The 17,730-nt window shown below is 71.1% G+C and carries 12 protein-coding genes; 5 read left to right on the forward strand and 7 right to left on the reverse strand.

What is annotated here, in order from left to right; genetic code table 11:
* Positions 1-197: 197 nt before the first annotated feature.
* Positions 198-3,266 carry a SpvB/TcaC N-terminal domain-containing protein gene (locus tag H5965_RS08795; RefSeq protein WP_310968899.1) on the forward strand — a complete coding sequence of 1,023 codons (3,069 nt, stop codon included), beginning with the start codon at positions 198-200 and terminating at the stop codon, positions 3,264-3,266.
* Here the strand turns inward: H5965_RS08795 and H5965_RS08800 are convergent.
* Positions 3,263-4,339 carry an IS630 family transposase gene (locus tag H5965_RS08800; protein WP_310968901.1) on the reverse strand — a complete coding sequence of 359 codons (1,077 nt, stop codon included), beginning with the start codon at positions 4,337-4,339 and terminating at the stop codon, positions 3,263-3,265. The two genes, H5965_RS08795 and H5965_RS08800, sit on opposite strands and share 4 nt — an antisense overlap.
* 42 nt (positions 4,340-4,381) lie before the next feature.
* Entirely contained in the window at positions 4,382-5,263 is an 882-nt protein-coding gene (locus tag H5965_RS08805) for a sigma-70 family RNA polymerase sigma factor (RefSeq protein ID WP_310968902.1), read from the reverse strand.
* A 154-nt stretch (positions 5,264-5,417) separates the two neighbouring features.
* Here H5965_RS08805 and H5965_RS08810 point away from each other — a divergent pair, with 154 nt between their 5' ends.
* Entirely contained in the window at positions 5,418-8,216 is a 2,799-nt protein-coding gene (locus tag H5965_RS08810) for an alpha-L-fucosidase (RefSeq protein WP_310968903.1), read from the forward strand.
* Here the strand turns inward: H5965_RS08810 and H5965_RS08815 are convergent.
* Complete coding sequence (locus H5965_RS08815) at positions 8,205-8,828, reverse strand: hypothetical protein (protein WP_310968905.1); 624 nt, start codon at positions 8,826-8,828, stop codon at positions 8,205-8,207. The two genes, H5965_RS08810 and H5965_RS08815, sit on opposite strands and share 12 nt — an antisense overlap.
* A gap of 77 nt (positions 8,829-8,905) precedes the next feature.
* On the opposite strand from H5965_RS08815, the gene H5965_RS08820 reads away from it, so the two are divergent.
* A complete protein-coding gene (locus H5965_RS08820; protein ID WP_310968906.1) occupies positions 8,906-10,060 on the forward strand; it encodes a DUF2716 domain-containing protein in 1,155 nt (384 codons plus the stop codon).
* Here H5965_RS08820 and H5965_RS08825 read toward each other — a convergent pair.
* Positions 10,049-11,278: a S53 family peptidase gene (locus H5965_RS08825; protein ID WP_310968907.1), complete on the reverse strand. Its 1,230-nt coding sequence runs from the start codon at positions 11,276-11,278 to the stop codon at positions 10,049-10,051. The two genes, H5965_RS08820 and H5965_RS08825, sit on opposite strands and share 12 nt — an antisense overlap.
* A 271-nt stretch (positions 11,279-11,549) precedes the next feature.
* Here H5965_RS08825 and H5965_RS08830 point away from each other — a divergent pair, with 271 nt between their 5' ends.
* Positions 11,550-13,874: a chitobiase/beta-hexosaminidase C-terminal domain-containing protein gene (locus H5965_RS08830; RefSeq protein ID WP_310968908.1), complete on the forward strand. Its 2,325-nt coding sequence runs from the start codon at positions 11,550-11,552 to the stop codon at positions 13,872-13,874.
* Here H5965_RS08830 and H5965_RS08835 read toward each other — a convergent pair.
* A complete protein-coding gene (locus tag H5965_RS08835; RefSeq protein ID WP_310968909.1) occupies positions 13,861-14,919 on the reverse strand; it encodes an erythromycin esterase family protein in 1,059 nt (352 codons plus the stop codon). The genes H5965_RS08830 and H5965_RS08835 overlap by 14 nt on opposite strands.
* Positions 14,920-14,936: 17 nt before the next feature.
* Between H5965_RS08835 and H5965_RS08840 the strand changes: the two genes are divergently transcribed.
* Positions 14,937-15,638 (forward strand): MerR family transcriptional regulator, encoded by a 702-nt coding sequence (locus H5965_RS08840; protein ID WP_310968911.1) that lies wholly within the window; start codon positions 14,937-14,939, stop codon positions 15,636-15,638.
* Here H5965_RS08840 and H5965_RS08845 read toward each other — a convergent pair.
* Both H5965_RS08845 and H5965_RS08850 read right to left on the reverse strand, forming a co-directional pair.
* Positions 15,627-16,469: an ion transporter gene (locus tag H5965_RS08845; RefSeq protein WP_310968912.1), complete on the reverse strand. Its 843-nt coding sequence runs from the start codon at positions 16,467-16,469 to the stop codon at positions 15,627-15,629. The genes H5965_RS08840 and H5965_RS08845 overlap by 12 nt on opposite strands.
* Before the next feature lie 185 nt (positions 16,470-16,654).
* Entirely contained in the window at positions 16,655-17,638 is a 984-nt protein-coding gene (locus H5965_RS08850; protein ID WP_310968914.1) for a hypothetical protein, read from the reverse strand.
* Positions 17,639-17,730 lie beyond the last annotated feature (92 nt).

A 17,730-nucleotide genomic window follows, 5' to 3' on the forward strand; every position in this document is an offset into this window, starting at 1 on the left:
GGGTCCACCCTCCTGCTGCCTCTGCCCCCGTCACTGATCACCAACGGCACCCGGGAAAGACCCGTGGGCCGCACCTGGGATACGACACCGACATCACGAATGCATAACGGCCACGGCAAACGGGTGACGACGTATCTGGCGCCCCCGGCTCACCCACTTGGCCCTCCACAGTCACGGATCCATGCGGGGAGATGACCATGGTTGTGCTCCGGTCGAGCACGCACGAAGCCGCCTTCACACCGGAACCGGCGACCGGCGGCGGCTGCTTCACGGTGCCGCTCGACCTGCCGCCCGGTCCCGGCGGCAGCGCGCCCGCGCTCGCCCTGCGGTACACGACCGGTGCGGCGAACGGCCCGTTCGGCGGCGGGTTCACCGTGCCGCTGCCGCACGTCGGGCCGGCGGACGACCACGCGCCGTCCGGTGCGGCGGGCCGGCTGGTCCGCCGCGGCGACGGCTTCCTGCTCACCACCCGATCGGGCCTCCGGCACTTCCTCGGCCCGGGCGACGGCTCGACCTGGTACCTCGACCGGACCGAGGACGCCTTCGGCACCGCCGCGACGTTCGCCTGGGCGCACCACAGCGGCCAGGCCTACCTCACGCGCGTCGCCTACGGCCCGTACGAAGTGGAATTCAGCTACGAACCGCGGCCGGACGTGCTGCGCCGGGGCCGCGGCGGCACCCTCGTCACGACGGCGCTGCGGTGCGCGCGGATCGATCTGCGGGTGCCCGCCTCGGCGCGGCCGCTGGTGCGGCGGTGGACCCTCGGCTACGACGCCGACGACGTCACCGGCGCGTCCCTGCTGACGTCCGTGGCCCTGACCGGCTTCGACACGCACGGCACCGAAACCGCCGCTCCGGTCCTGCGGCTGGGCTACGCCGCCCTGGAAGCACCGTCACCGCGGCGGGTCCAGGTGGCCGCGCGGGCGCGCTCCGGCGGCGGGGTGTCCGTGCTCGACGCCGTGCCGTACCACTCCTTCGAAGACCCGCCCCGCACCGGGCGGCTGTGCGAAATCGACAACGGGATGGGGCTGCGGACCGCGATCGAGTACGCGACCGTCGCGTCGGTGCCGGTGGTCCGGCGGGTCTCGCTGCGCGAGTCGGGCACCGGCCACGTGGGCGTGACGGAGTTCGAGTACCACGACAGCCGGGCGCCCGGCTTCGGCCGCGTCGTCCAGGACGACCTCGGCGACGAGTACGCCCCGACCCTGCGGACCGTGCGCTGGTTCGGCGGCGAAGGGCTGCTGGCCAAGGAAGAGGTCTACGGCCTCGACGGCTCCGCGGCGGCGGACCGGCCCTACCGCCGCGTCGAGCACCTGCGCCGTCCACAGTGGACGCGATCGGTGACGACGGAGTTCGAACGCCGGGAGACGCCGGTTTCGGTCACCACGACGGAGACGGCCTTCGATTCGGCCGGGAACCCGACCCGGGAGGTGGCGACGACCGAACGGCCCGGGCACGACCCGGTCGTGCGCGAGACCCGGACGAAGTACGTCACCGATCCCGAACACCGGTTCACCGCGCTCCCGGCGCGGGTCCGCGCGGTGGACGGCACCGGGAAAGTGCTGTCCGACACGATCTTCCGCTACGACGAAGAGCCCGACGGTTTCGCCGGTTCGCACGGCCTGCTGACCGCGCGGGAGGAACTGGTGCTCACCGACGCGCTCGTCGCCGACGTCTACGGCGCGCGCCCGCCCGACCTGCGCCACCACGGCTACCACCGCCGTCCCGGCGAGGAAGGCTGGTGGGTCACGACGTTCCACGGCCGGCTCGACACCGTCTCCGGGCTGCGCACCACGACGACGGACCCGCTCGGTCACACCCGGGAGGTCCGGTACTCGGCCGATCGCTGCTTCCCCGAGGTGGCCACGGACCCGCTGGGCAACGTGACGATCACCCGCCACGACGTCCGCACGGCCCGGGTGTGCGAGGTGACCGATCCGGCGGGCGCGGTGACCACGCTGACCCACGACCCGCTGGGCCGGCCCGAAACGGTGGTGCGGCCGGGTGACTCGGCGGACCTGCCGACCGTCCGGCACCGCTACGACGGCACCCGCGTCACGACCGAGCAGCGGGCGGTGTCGGGCGAGGCGGAAGTGCTGGTGACCGCGGAGCTGCGCGACGGCGCCGGCCGGCTGGTGGAGCGGCGGCACGCGGAACTGCTCGGCGACGTCGTCGACGAGCACCACGAGTACTGCGCGCGCGGCCTGGTGTGCCGGACGAGCCGGGCGTTCCGGGACGGTGACCCGCTGCCGTCGCCGGAGGAGTTCCGGTACGACGCGCTGGGCCGTCCGCTTCCGGTCCGGGAAGGCCGGGTTGCGTCCGTCGGCGTGCATGACCTGCTCGGGCGGGAGCTGCGTGACTCGGATGGCGCGGTGCACGTCCGGGACGCGGCCGGCCACGTCGTCGAGTCGCGGACCGCGGGCGGGCACACGGTGTTCCGGGTCCGGGATGCGATCGGGCGGGTGGTCGCGGTGCTGGTCGACGACCCGCGCGGCACGCCGGTCACCACGTTCACCCACCACGACGGCGGGCTCGCGGTGCCGCACGGCGCGGGGCCGCACAGCTGCGGACGGCTGGTGCGCGTCACCGATGAATGCGGGGTGACCCAGTTCGGGTACGACGCGCTCGGCCGGCCGGCCGAGAAGCGCTGGCGTCCGGCGCACGTGGCCGTCGAGTACCGGCTCGACGTGACCCGCCGGGCCGACGGCCGGGTGTCGGCGGTGTCCTACCCCGATGCCGGCGACGGGCGGCTGACCGTGCACCACCAGTACGACGAGGTCGGGCGGCTGGTGAGCGTGCCGGGGTTCGTCGACGCCGTCGACTACGACTTGGCCGGCCGCCGCACCGCGGTGCACTACGCGAACGGCGTCAGCGAGCACTGGGCCGACGGACGGCACGTGCTCACCGGCCCGGGCGGTCTGGTGCGCGACATCGAGCCCGGCCCGGCGGTTGCGCCCGGGCCGGGCAGCGAGATCCGGGACGCGTTCGGCCGGCTGCGCGGGGTCCACGGCGACGACGGCGTCAACGCGCTGTACAGCTACGACCACACCGGCCGCCGCGTCCGCACCCTGGTGACGAACGGCTCGCACATCCACGAAGTCCTGAGCCCGGACGACCACTACGCGATCGAAGACGGCGAACTGGTGGTCGTGGTGGCCGACGCGGTGCGGCGGTACGCGGACGGCCGCACCCGCTACCTGCACTTCGACGACGCCGGCGAGACCGCCCTGACCACCGGCGAAACCGGCGCGGTCGTGGACGGTTAGTGTCCTGAGTCGGTAATTCGGTGGCAGTAGGCGGCGAGGGATTCGAGGATCTGGTCGGCGGTGCGGGTCCAGACGTAGGGCTTGGGATTGGTGTTCCACTGCTCGATCCAGCCGCGGATGTCTTTCTCCAGTGCGCTGACCGAGCGGTGGACACCGCGTCGGAAGAGTTTGACGGTGATCTCGGAGAAGAATCGTTCGACCAGGTTGAGCCAGGACGAGCTGGTCGGGGTGAAGTGCAGGTGGAATCGCGGGTGCTTGAGCAGCCAGGACTTCACCGCTGGAGTCTTGTGGGTGGACAGATTGTCCAGGATGACGTGCACATCCAGTTCAGTGGGCACGGTCTTGTCGATGGTGCGCAGGAAGGCGAGGAACTCCTGGTGCCGGTGACGGCGTTTGACCGCGCTGATCACCTGGCCGGTGGCGACTTCCAGGGCGGCGAACAGGCTGGTGGTGCCGTGGCGGACGTAGTCGAAGCTCTGTCGTTCGGGCACGCCGGGCAGCATCGGGGCGGAGCGGTCCAGTGCCTGGATCTGGGTCTTTTCGTCCACGCACAGCACCACGGCCTTGGCGGGCGGATCGAGATACAGGCCGACGACGTCGCGGACCTTGTCCACGAACAGTGGATCCTTGCTGATCTTGAACGTGTCGACCTTGTGTGGTTTGAGGCCGAACGCCCGCCAGATCCGCGACACTGCCGACTGCGTCATCCCGACCTGCGCGGCCAGGGACCGGGTCGACCAGTGAGTGGCGTTGGCCGGCTTGGTTTCCAGGGTGGTGACCACGGCGTGTTCGACTTGGTCGTCGGTGATGGTGCGGGGTCGGCCGGGGCGCGGTTCGTCGGACAGGCCGTCGAGTCTGTCGCGGACGAACCGCGCCCGCCAGGTCGCTACGGTGCTTCGGTTGAGCTGCAGTCGTTCGGAGACCTCGGTGCTGGATCCACCCTCGGCGCAGGTGAGCACGATCCGCGCTCGCATGGCCAGTCCCTGAGCAGTGGCCCGGCGTCGCGACCAGCCTTCCAAGACCCGGCGTTCTTCGTCGGACAGAACCAGCGGCGCCAACTTCGAGCTCGGCATTGACTAATGCCTACGGTGACCAATAATTAACGACTCAGGACATTAGTCGAGCACGGCCAGGTCCAGCCGGCCGAGGCGGGCGGGGTCGGCGACGATGTCGATCTCGACGATCCGGCCGCCCGCGACCGTGAAGCCCAGCACCGAGAACGGCCGCCCTTCGCGGGTGGCGACCACGCCCGCCGCGCCGTTGACCAGCGCTCGGTGCACCACGCCGCCGCCGGCGTTGAGGCGCGAGAACGTCAGTGCCTGGTCGGCGACCGCCGCCGCGCCGCGGACCTCGATCGAGCCGCCCCGGGCCGCGCCGTGGTCGGCGCGCAGCACGACCTCCGGGTCGAGGACCGCGACCAGCGCGTCGAAGTCCCCGCCGCGGGCGGCCGCCAGGAAGGCGTCGACGACTTCGCGCTGGCGGGCCAGATCCGGGTCCGGCGCGACCGGGGCACCCTGGACCCGCCGCCGGGCGCGGCTCGCGAGCTGCCGGGTCGCCGCCTCGGACCGGCCGACGACTTGGGCGATCTCCCCGAACGGCAGCGCGAACATGTCCCGCAGCACGAACGCGAGCCGTTCGGCCGGGGTGAGCGTGTCGAGCACGACCAGCAGCGCGAGCCCGACCGAGTCGGCCATCAGCGCCTCGTGCTCGGGCCCGGCGTCCTCGCGGCTGACGATCGGGTCGGGCACCAGGGTGTTCCACGGTTCCTCGCGCCGGGCTTTCCGGGAGCGCAGCATGTCGAGGCAGACCCGCCCGACGACGGTGGTGAGCCACCCGGCCAGGTTCGCCACGGCCGCGGGGTCGCTCCGGCTGAGCTTCAGCCACGCTTCCTGGACGGCGTCCTCGGCCTCGGTCAGCGAGCCCAGCATTCGGTAGGCGACGGACCGCAGGTGGTCGCGGTGGGTCTCGAAGCTGCGGGCCAGGAGCTCGTCGTTCACGGGGTCCGTCCTTTCGGGGTGCAATCACCTCCCTGACGGCCGGGGCCGCGGGTTTGTGACAGATCGGACGACTATGTGCCGATGAGCGGCATCTTCCCTTGACGTACGATATATGAGGAACCAATCATCGGATCTCTCCGGACGAGGAGGTCCTTTGAGAATCCGAATGCTTGCCTGCCTCGCCGCCGCCGTCGCGCTGGTGGCGAGCCTGGTCAGTCCCGCGAACGCCGAGCTGTACCACCCGCGTCAGGACTGGCTGCGGGCCTCGACGGCCGGGCTGTTCCTGCACTGGGGCATGTTCACCGCGCCACGGCACACCGACTGCGCCGCCTGGGAGCGCGACGTCACCGCCGGCGGCTGGACGCCGGGCTACTGGATCGACGAAGCCAAGAAACTGGGTGCGTCCTACGTCGTCCTCACCACCTTCCACAGCCGGCTGGGGTACGCGCGGCCGTGGCCGTCGAAGATCCCCGGCAGCTGCTCGACACAGCGCGACTTCCTCGGCGAGCTGATCGCCGCGGGCCAGGCCAAGGGCGTGCGCGTCATGCTCTACATGACCGACGATCCCCAGTGGCACAACGAAACCGGCCACGAGTCCCTCGACTCGGCCGCCTACTCGGCCTACAAGGGCCACCAGGTCGACCTGACGACCCGGCCCGGCTTCGGCGAGTTCTCCTACGACCTGTTCGACGAGGTCATGGACCGCTACTCCGATCTCGCCGGGTTCTGGATCGACAACGACAACGAGTACTGGGAGCAGCACGGGCTCTACGAGCACATCCGCGAGAAGCGGCCGTCCTGGCTGCTGAGCAACAACAACGAAGACACGCCGATCATGGACACGGTCAGCAACGAGCAGAAGACCGGCATGACGCCGTCGTACGACTACCCGCAGGCCGTCTACACGCCGATGCCGCGGCTCACCGAGGCCGACTACAAGCTGCCGACCAACGGCGACTGGTGGTACAGCGGCGGCGACCAGGCCGTCGACTTCCGGCTCTCCACCGGCCGCTACATCACCAACGCGGGCTCGTCGATCAAGTCGCTGATGGCCGAAACGGCCATGCTGAACGGCAAGTTCCCGCCGCAGCAGGAGGCGTTCAACAACTTCATGGCGTCCTGGACGCAGCCGATCCGCGAATCGCTGACCGGCACCGAGGGCGGCGGGTACATGTACGGCGGCATGCAGCCGGGCTTCTGGAACGACGGCGCCCACGGCGTGATCACCCTCAAGGGCCGCACGCAGTACGTGCACGTCGTCACGCGGCCGTCGACGAACCTGGTCCGGCTGCGGGACAACGGCTACCGCGTCACCGGCGTGTCCGACCTGCGCACCGGGAAGCCGATGCGGTTCGCCCAGTCCGGCGGTTATCTGTCCATTCTGGACATCGAAAGCTGGGACACCTACGACACGGTGTTCGAAGTGGACACCGCCGGACAGCAGTACTTCTACGACAAGAGCACGATCAAGGCGACCGCGTCCGCCAACGCGGCTTCGGCGGCGAACCTCGTCGACGGCAGCTACCTGAACTTCTGGGACGCGGGCGGCCGGCTCCCGGTGTCCGTGACGCTGGACCTGGGCCGGAAGCGGTCGACAGCCTACCTGGCGGTGCACGAGCGCGAATCGTCGCCGACGTACGCGCGGGAGTCCTTCGGCCGCGCCGAGGATTCCGCGCGCATCAAGGACTACCGCGTCCACGCCAGCGACGACGGCAAGACCTGGCGCACGGTCCGCACCGGTGCCCTGCCGAGCAACCGGGGCGTCCAGTTCATCGACGTCGGCGAGGTGCACGCCCGGTACCTGCAGCTCGAGGTGCTGAACACGTGGTCCGGGCCGCAGGCCAAGCCGTACTACCGGCAGCTGGCCCTCGACGAGATCGACGTCGCCTACGGCTACCCCGACCCGCGCGGCGAGGTGCCCCTGGAAGCGGAGTCGTGGCGCAACGGCTTCGAGGGCAAGGCGACGCCGGTGTGGTGCGAGGCCTGCTCGGGCACGAACGCGGTGACCGGCCTCGACCGCGGCGCCGTCGTCTTCCGGAACGTGCAGGCCACCGGTCCGTCCCGGCTGCAGCTGGACACCACCGGGCCGGGCACGCTCTCGGTGAGCGTCAACGGCGCCGCGCCGATCCCGGTCGCCGCCCCGGGCGCGATCCCGGTGCCGCTCAACGCGGGGGCCAACACGATCAAGGTCTCCGGAACGGCCGACCTCGACCGGATCGCGGTGGCGCCGATGCCACCGGAGTCGTACACGCCGAAGACCACGTTGACCGTGCAACCCGCCGGCATCCAATGGGTTTCACCCGGTCAGCAGTCGCTGCGGATCGATGCGTCGCTGCGGCTGGACGTCGACGACCCGATCGACCAGGTGTCGCTGGCGCCGGTGGTCCCGGCGGGCTGGACGGTGACGGGCGGCCCGGCGACGACGTCCGCTCTCGGGCTCGGCCAGGTGCTGAGCGGGTCGTGGACGGTGACCGCGCCGGCGGCCCAGGACGTCAGCATCCCGGTGACGGCGTCGTTCCGGACGCTCGGGCGCGCGAAGTCCGTCAGCAAGCCGGTGCAGGTGAAGGCGCGGCCCGCGGACCGGGTCTTCATGCGTGAGGCGGAGGACTCGGCGAACGACATCGGCGACGCCGGCGTCACCGGCTGCTCGCCGTGCTCGGGCGGGCAGAAGGTGCGCAACATCGGGCCGGGGGCGGCGGTGACGTTCCCGGGCGTGACGGTGCCGTCGGCGGGTCAGTACACCCTGCACCTGGACTTCACCGTCAACGGCGACCGGTCGTACTTCGTGTCGGTGAACGGCGGTGCGCCGGTGGAGGTCAAGGTCACCGGCGTCGGGAACAACACCCCGTACACCACTTCGGTCCCGGTGCCGCTGACCGCGGGCGCCAATACGATCCGGATCGGCAACGACCGCGCCGGGGCGCCGGATCTGGACCGGATTTCACTGGGTTAGCTCCCGCAGCACCCGGGCCGCGTCGATCTCGACGGCGCGGCCCGGGTCCCCGCCCGGCGCGCACCACGCGACGGACACCCACAGCTCGGCGTAGTCGCCGCGGTCGACCCGGGGCAGCCGCCAGGTGAGCCGGCCCCCGGTCCGCTCGACGGCGTCCCCGCCGACCAGCCGCGACCAGTACGGCGGCACGTGCTGGCCGGCCCGCGAGCACCGCCGCAGCAGCTCGGCCCCGGGGCCGCCGACGCTCACCACGGCGTCGGCGGTCTCGGCGGTGAAGGCGCTTTCCCAGGTCCGGTCCTCGTGCGGCGCGCCGGCCAGCTCGGCCTGGACGACGAACTCGCCGACGTCCTCCCGGGCCAGCACCCGCAGGATGGTGGTCTCGCGGGTGACCCCGGGCAGCCCGGACGCGGTGGCCCCGCAGAGGACGTCCAGCCGCACGGCCTGGTGCCGCCAGCGGCAGAGCCGGGCCCCGGACGCGAGGCCCCAGGTCAGCTCGGGTCTCGCAGGCACGTCCCAGCCACCGGCGCGGACGGCGAACCGCACGTCCCCGAGCGGGGTGACGACGTCGAGCGCCCGCGGAGCCGTCCGCGACAGGACTTCGGTGTCCAGCATGCCGACATCCTTACCCCGCGGGCCGAGCAGCGAAAACGCGCTGCGCGAACGTCACCCGACCGGGCAGGATCGGCGGCATGGAGGAGGCATCGCACCGCTTGCCGCCGGTGGGCGCGGTGGTCCACCGCGACGGCCCGGTGGTCCGGACCCACTACGGCACGCACGGCGAGGTGAGTCACGGACCGCTGCCCGAGCGCGGCCTCGAAGCGCTGGTGCACCGGCAGGTGACGGCCTTCGCGCAGCGCAACGAGCCGGTGGTGTGGCCGGTGTACGGCGACGCACGCCTCTCCGGGATCCTGCTCGCCGCCGGCTTCACCGCCGAGCCGGAACGTGCGGTGCTCCGCTGTCCGATCGGGACGGACACCACGACGCTGCCCCGGGCCGGCCACGACTGGGCCGGGCTTCAGCGGGTCGCGGAGCCGGCCGCGAAGAGCGGCCCGCACCGCCGCCCGTTCCGGGAGTTCCTCGCCGACTCCGCCCACTCGAACCGGTCGGCCGAGGTCGTCCTCGACGGCGACCGTGCCGCCTGGCTGGAAGAGTCCGGGGAGGTCATGGTGCTCGGCGGGGTCACCGATCCCGGCTTGGCCGCCACGCTCGTCGCCCACGACTGGCGGCTCGCCGGACCGTACCCGGAGGTGCGCTTCCTGCTCGCGGAGGCCACCGGTGCCCTGCGGAGCGCCTTCGAAGCCGCCGGGATGCGCGAGGTCACCACGGTCACCCGCCACCACCTGGCCGCGCCCGGCGAGCCGGCGCGGACCCGGCCGGTCCGCCGGCTGTTCTCCGAGCCGGAGTACGACGAGCTCTGGGCACGCCTCTCCGCGCGGTTCGCCTTCCGGCCCGGCATGCGGGAGTTCCCCGGCATCACCGAACCACCCGGGTCGGCGACCTGGCACGTCGGCGACCTCACCGACCCACAGCTGAACGCATTGGAGGACATCGTCCACAAGGGACTCCGCGCGGCCGTCGAGCCCGGCGAGGAGCTGTACTCGCTCGACTGGCAGCACGTCGGCTACCGCTTCGACCCCGCCCGGGTCGGCGGCGCCGGACCGCGCCGGCCCGGCGCCGTCTTCCCGGACGGGGACTACGCCCTCTACCTCACCCGTGACCTCCGCCTGGACACCTTCGGGCACCCGTGGGAGGAGACGGTCTGCGTCTTCGGCGACCTCCGCCCGCGGATCGACGCGGAGCTGACCGCGGCGATCGGCGAGCCGGTCCGGCGCTCAGAACGCTGACGTCCCGTTCGGCGTGCCCAGCCCGGTCGGCCCGTCGTACCCGGCGCCCGCCGTGCAGAGGTACGTGCCGCCGCAGGTGCCGTTCGAACCCGACGTCACGTCGTAGAGCCCGCTAGTGTGCGCGTACGGGTACGACCCCGACGTCACCGCGTTGCCCGCCAGCGCGTACACGCTCGCGATCACCGGGGACGACAGGCTCGTGCCGCCGACCTGGACCCAGCCGTCCGCACCCTGGGCCAGGCCCAGGGACAGCAGGAGGTCGCACCACGACGAGCTGCCGCAGCTGTTGTACGTGTCGTACACCCCGAGCCCGGTGGCCGGGTCCGCGACGGCCGAGACGTCCGCGACCGTCCTCTTCGCACAGCCGGTGTCGTGCTGCCAGGACGGTTTCGCTTCCAGGGCCGAACACCCGCTGCCGCTGCCCTTCCACGCCGTCTCGGTCCAGCCGCGCGTGGTGGTCGCCGCCTTCTTCAGGGTCGTGCCGCCCACCGCCGTCACGTACGGCGAGGACGCCGGCCAGCTGACGCCGAAGCCGGAGTCGCCCGAGGACGCCGTGACCGCGATGCCCGGGTGGTTCAGGTGGGCGTCCGCGGTGAGGACGGTCGAGTCCTCCGCGCCGCCGTAGCTGTTGGAGATCGCCACCACGCCCGGCGTCGCCGCGGCCGTGTCGACCGCCGTCATCAGCGGGTCGGTGTCCGGGGAGTCGGCCTCCACCAGCAGGATGTGGCAGTCCGGGCAGGTCGCCGACACCGCGTCGAGGTCGAGGCTGATCTCCATCGCCCAGCCGTAGTCGGGTGCGGGCAGCGGGCTCGCCGCGCCGTTCTGGTTGACCTTCGTGAAGCAGCCGTTGGCCGTCGTGCACGGCGAAAGTCCCCGTGCGGCGCGGAACTTCGCCAGGTCGGCCTCGGCGGTCGGCGCGTCGTGAGCGTCCACAATGGCCACTGTGCGGCCGTTCGCGTGCAGCCCGCCCAGGTGGTAGGCGGCCTGGATCTCGGCCGGGCCGTAGCCGACCGGGGTCGAGTTCAGCAGCGGGCCGGCGCCCTTCGGCGACCGGATCACCTTGCCGAGGCAGTGGAACTTGCCGGAGGTCGCGCAGCCGAAGCTGACCACCCCACCGCTCTGCAGCGGCGTCGCTTCGGCGGTCGAGCCGGCCACCGTCAGCGGGGCCGCGATCAGGGAGAGGACGACGAGGGACCGGAACAGCCGTGGAGACGCCATGGCCTACTCCTCGGTAGGGGACGAGGTGTGGCAGCGGATCGTCGCACGTCACTCGTTCGAGGTCACCCGGCAAGCGGATGTTTCTCGGTTCAGTCATTCGCCCACCGCGCGGCGAACCGGACGAACGGCGACGAACCTTCTCACCCCCTTCGAATTATTGGTCCAGACAAGTGTTACCGAAAAGTGACCGAAGCACCGTTGAGCGGGAGCTACTTTGTTGTGACTCGCAACAAATGCCTCGTGGAATCCCCAACGGCGGAGGTGTCACGGCGTGAACCGGACCTTGGACAAGTTACGACGACGCGGCCCGGGCCTCGCGCTCGTCGCCTCGGCAGTGCTGGTGGTGGCCGGGCTGAGCGCCCCGGCCGCGCTGGCCGCGGACGACTACACGCAGAGCGTCACGCAGCCCAGTGCCAGCCAGGTGCAGATCAGCTTCACCCCGACGACCCCGGCGCTGTACGTGGACATCCACTACACCGGCGTACCGGGCGTCGGTCAGCAGAACGTCCGGATGACCAACGGCTCCGGCACCTGGCGGACCACCGTCAACGGCCTGAGCAGCGGAAACGTCCTCGACTACTGGTTCACCTACGAGAAGAGCGGCCCGCAGTACGACACCCCGCACTTCAGCTACACCGTCGGCGGCGGCACGACGACGGTCGCGGCGCCGACGTTCAGCCCGCCGGGCGGCACGTACTCGAGCGCCCAGACGGTGACGATCAGCAGCGCCACCGCGGGCGCGACCATCCGGTACACGGTGGACGGCTCGACGCCGACCGCGTCCTCCACGCTCTACAGCGGACCGATCAGCGTCCCGAACTCCCGCACGGTCAACGCGATCGCCCTCAAGTCCGGATCGACGACGTCCCCGGTGTCGAGCGCCAGCTACACGATCGGCACGCAAGCCGGCTGCCCGACGCAGTCCGACACCCCGAACTTCGGGCCGAACGTGCGGATCTTCGACCCGGGCATGTCCGCGGCGACGATCCAGGCGCAGCTGGACACCGACTTCAACAACCAGAAGGACACGCTGACCGCGCAGATGGCGGACCGGCGCGTCGCGCACCTGTTCAAGCCGGGCACCTACAACAACGTGCACGACAACGTCGGCTTCTACACCTCGGTCGCCGGTCTCGGGCAGAACCCGGGTGATGTCCTGATCAACGGGGACGTCACGGTCGACGCCTTCAACGCCTCCGACAACGGCGTCGCGCTGCAGAACTTCTGGCGCTCGGCCGAGAACATGGCCGTCAACCCGTCCGGCGGCAACGAGCGGTGGGCGGTGGCGCAGGCCGCGCCGTTCCGCCGGATGGACGTCCGCGGCGGGCTGCAGCTGTACCCGGCGAGCTACGGCTTCGCCAGCGGCGGCTACATCGCCGACACCAAGGTGGCCGGCCAAGCCGCGTCGGTGTCGCAGCAGCAGTGGTACACCCGCGACTCGCAGCTCGGCAGCTGGAACGGCGGCGTCTGGAACATGGTCTTCTCCGGCACCAGCGGCGCGCCGGCGACCACCTTCCCGAACCCGCCCGAGACCACGCTCGCGACGACCCCGGTCTCGCGCGACGTGCCTTACCTCTACGTCGACGGCACCGGCAAGTACCGCGTGTTCCTGCCGTCCCTGCGCACCAACGCGTCCGGCCCGAGCTGGGCGAACGGCAGCACCCCGGGCACGTCGGCGCCGATGAGCCAGTTCTACGTCGTCAAGTCCGGTGACACGGCCGCGTCGATCAACAACGCCCTCGCCTCCGGCTGCAACCTGTTCTTCACACCGGGCGTCTACCACCTCAACCAGACGCTCAACGTGACCAAGGCGAACACGACGATCCTCGGCATCGGCTACCCGACGCTGGTGCCCGACAACGGCGTCAACGCGATGCAGGTGTCCGATGTGGACGGCGTGCGGCTCAAGGGCCTGCTCTTCGACGCGGGCACGACGAACTCGCAGGCCCTGCTCACGGTCGGGCAGTCCGGCTCGTCGGCGTCGCACGCTTCGAACCCGACGACGGTCCAGGACGTGTTCTTCCGGATCGGCGGCGCGATCGCCGGCAAGGCGACGAACAGCCTGATCGTCAACAGCGCCAACACGATCATCGACCACATCTGGGCGTGGCGGGCCGACCACGGCAACGCGGGCACGTACGGCTGGAACACCAACACGGCCGACACCGGGCTCGTGGTGAACGGCGCGAACGTGCTGGCCACCGGCCTGTTCGTCGAGCACTACCAGAAGTACCAGGTGATCTGGAACGGCCAGGGCGGCCGGACGATCTTCTTCCAGAACGAGATGCCCTACGACGTGCCGAACCAGGCGTCGTGGAACGCGCCATCGGGTGTCGCCGGGTACGCCGCCTACAAGGTCGGGTCGAACGTGACGTCCCATGAGGCGTGGGGTCTCGGGAGCTACTGCTTCTTCGACACGAACCCCGCGGTGTCCAGCTACCACGCGTTCGAGGTGCCGAACACCAGCGGCGTCCGGTTCCACAGCCTGCTGACGGTGTCGCTCAACTACCGCGGCACGATCACGCACGTCATCAACGACACCGGCGGCGTCACGCCTTCGGGCACGGTGCCGGTCAACGTGGTCAGCTACCCGTAACCGGGTACTCGGCAGCCCCCGCACCCGGCTCGGTGCGGGGGCTTTCCGTGCCTAGGGCTATATGCCACACCGCCGTGGCACTTTCGAGCACGGCGGCGTCGAGGCCGAAATAGCCGCGTTCGGGCTTGGTGTCGGTGCGCCGGCGCCCGGCCGGGACGGCGGCCAGCCGCCAGGTTTCGGTGCCCCGCTGGAGCACGCCTTCGTAGGTGTCCGGCGCCGGCTCGCCGAGGCCGATGGCTTCGCTGCGGCCGAGGCTGCCGGCGACGAACGCGTACCGGTCGCCGAGGAGGGCCCCGACGATCGCGCCCGCGCCGGCCCCCGAACGTTGCAGGTGGCCGTTGTGCGCGAACACCAGCGTCGGGCCGCGGGGTGCCTCGATGGCCCGGATGTCCAGGAGGTTCTCGGCCATGAGCACCGCGCGCATGCCCGCGAGCCGCGAAATCCTCGTGTCCCGGTCGCCGGGCTGGGCGGACGCCGCGTGGTAGCGCAGCAAGCCGCGTCCCGCGAGGGCGTGCACCTTGGCCCGCTCCCAGGCGGCGTCCCGCCGGGGCGCGACGGCGTGGAGGGCGACGAGCAGGTCGTCGGCGATGACCCGCAGCTCGCGGGCCTCGGGCGACGCGCCGGGCGACTGGGCCGGGTCGAGGATCGCCTCCTGACGGCTCCACCGCTCGTCGTCGCCGGTCAGCGCCGCGATGTCGACGTCCAGGCCCAGGTAGTCGCGGACGTGCTCGAGGTAGCCGCGCGGGCTGGGGGCGCTGAACATCTCGGTCGGGGCGTCGAAGCCGTGGAAGGTCAGCGGCTCGTCGGCCTTGTCGTTGTACTCGCGCAGCCACTTCAGCAGCTGCTGGTTGGCGGCCACTTCGCCCAGGTTGTGCGAGAAGCCGCCGTCGAGCGCGGCGACGCGGTCGGTCTCCAGGGCGATCGACCGGAAGCCGTGCTCGGCGAGCCGGGCGAAGAGGTCGTTGCGCAGCCACGCGCAGGCCGGCTCGAAGTGGGTCGGCTCGCCCAGCCCGAGCAGCTCGGCGGTGAAGTCGGTGAGGTCCATGTGGTTGAATCGTATCCTTGAAGACTCGGTTGAGACCTGCTGACCTGGCCCGCGAGCACGGCATCTCCACGCAGGCGGTCCGCAACTACGAACAGGACGGCTTCCTCCCGCCGGCGGCCCGCACCGCGAGCGGCTACCGGATTTACACCGAAGCCCACGCGGCCGCCCTCCGCGCGTTCCTCGCGCTGGTCCCGGCCTACGGGCACGCCACGGCCGGCGGGATCATGCACGCGGCCAACGACGGCGACTTACCCCGCGCGCTGACGCTCGTCGACCGCGGCCACGAGCAGCTGCTCCGGGACCGGGAAACCCTCAACACGGTCCGCACGGCGATCGGGCACCTGACGACCGGGCCCGCCCCCGCGCCGGTCGCCGCCGGCTGGTCGATCGGCGAGCTCGCGCACCGCCTCGGCGTCACCGCGGCGACCGTGCGGGCCTGGGAACGCGCGGGCATCCTGGTGCCTTCGCGGAACCGGGCGACCGGCCACCGGGTCTTCCAGGCGGCCGACATCCGCGACGCCGAACTGGCCCACCTGCTCCGCCGCGGCGGCTACCCGCTGGCCCACATCGCGACGGTCGTCGAGCAGGTCCGCACCGCGGGTGGCACGGAGTCGCTGGCCGAGGCGCTCGAAACCTGGCAGGACCGGCTGACCGCCCGTGGCCTGGCGATGCTCGCCGCGGCCGCGCGGCTCGGCGCGTACCTGGAGTCACGGTCGTGAGCCCGGGTGCAGCCGGTCGTACTCGTGCGCGGCCGCGCGCTGGGTGCGCACGCCGAGGGCCTTCTCCCGGTCTTCGTCGTCGACCTCGTTGAGCCCGAGCTGCACGGCCAGCCGGATCTGCTCGCGGTTGTCGCGGACCACGGCGGAGAAGAAGTCGTCGATCCGCGGGTCGAGGAGGACCTCCAGCAGCACGCGGAACGAGGTGTCGACGCAGGCGCGCACGATCTCGTCGTGGAAGGGCAGCCGCTTGAGCTTCCCGAGCTGCGGGTCCGCGGCGATCTTCTCGGCGATGATCGAGCGCAGCTCGTCCTTGTGCGCCCCGAGCGATTTGGCCAGGTTCTCCGGGTAGTTGCCGGTTTCGAGCACCTTGACGACCTCGTCGAGCACCGCGATGGTCACCGGTTTCTTGATCGCCTTCACGATCGGCTCGGACAGCTTGTCGACGAGCCGGTAGGTGAACTGCTCGCCGACGGCCCGGTCCGCGGCCCGCCCGATCCGCACGAGCAGCAGGACGACGCTGATGAACTTGTGCGCGGCCATCGCGGGGTGCGCGACCGGGATCATGGCGAACAGCTCGTACCAGTTGCGTACGAGGAACTTCCGCGCCCACCGCCGTTTCCGCCACCGCCACAGGAACTCGAGCAGGAAGATCCCGCAGATCCCGCAGTCGATGGAGAAGATGATGAACCCGACGTCGCGCGTGGGCGGGCTGAGCACCATGAACCCGAGCAACCCGACCGAACCGGCGGCGAGCACCAGCATGATCCAGTCGTCGGCGCGCACGTTCCCGGGCAGCACGCCGCTGTTGAGCTCCGGTTCACTCGTGACCATGCCCGATGATGGCACGGACGGCGTCTCTCAGCCGGGTAAGCACTGTCGAGTTTTTGTCCACTTTTCGTCACGCCCAACGCGCGCCCGATGCGGCATTGTGGACGGTGGCGGTCACGGCGAGGAGGAGCATGGAGCGGACACCGCACAGCCGGCTCGCTCCGGTGCACGGGGAAGCGGCTGGTGGTTCAAGAAGCGGGCTGCCAGCCCACGCCGTAGGACCGCGCCGGCCGCAGCTCGCGGAAGCTGGTGTGCACCTCGCCCGCGTTGTCGAGGAAGAGCGGCTTGCGCGCGGTCAGCGGGTCTTGGGCGTCCTTGGAGAATTCGCCGTCGATGCGCCAGACGCGCTGCGGTGGCTGCCGCCGGTCGAACCGGACGTTGAGGTCGAAGCTCTCGCACGGGAACTCCGGCGTGCAGCAGTAGAACGGCGAGGGCAGCTCGTCGACCCGGATGCGGAAGAAGAACTCGTGCTCGTCACCGGCGTCCAGCGGCTGCGGCGGCCGCAGGCTGAACGCGACCCGGGACGAGCTGACCATCCGCACCGAATGCACTTCACCGCCGGCGACGACGTCGATGCCGAGGCCCGAAAGGTCCGGCTGGACGGTGGTGCTCGCCGGCCGGGCGAGGGAGATCGCGTGCTCGACGTCGGCGAGCCCGGCGACGTGACTGACCACCCGGCGCGTCTCGAAGACCTCGGCGGCCGCCACCCCGGTCAACGTCAGCCGGACCGCCAGCGCCGAGGTGTGCCAGGGGCCGTCATCGCTGATCAGCGAGCCGCCGTAGGGCGACGGCGCACCGTACGCGGCCTCGGCGATCAGGTAGATGACGTCGTCGGCGCGGCGCTGCATCGTGCGCACGTTCCGGTCGGCGCCCGTGCCCAGCAGTTCCAGGCGCTGGGTGTAGCGCTCGTTCGGGCCGGTGCCGAACCCCAGGACGATCCGCGCCGTGCGCCGCTGCGAATCGGGCAGTTTTTCGATCAACCGGCGGAGCGTTTCGACCACCTTGCCGCGAACCGTTCCCGGGGTGTCTTCTTCGTCGACACCGCACACTTCGCGCAACTGTTCCCCGACCAGCGCAGGCAGGGTCTTCGCTTGGACGCCGAGCCCCTTGCGAAGCAGTTTCAGCTCCGCTGAGAGAGCGTTGATCTTCGCTTCGGCCGCCTCCTGAGCCAAGCCGTCACCTCCGTCTTGGTCGTTGCGTGGAAGTCTACCCACCTCGGGCGCGCTCCACGACGCCATCACCTGTTTCCCGCGGTTTCCCGTTC

It is taken from the genome of Amycolatopsis sp. 505 (genome assembly GCF_031625235.1).
In the GTDB taxonomy this organism is placed as follows: domain Bacteria; phylum Actinomycetota; class Actinomycetes; order Mycobacteriales; family Pseudonocardiaceae; genus Amycolatopsis.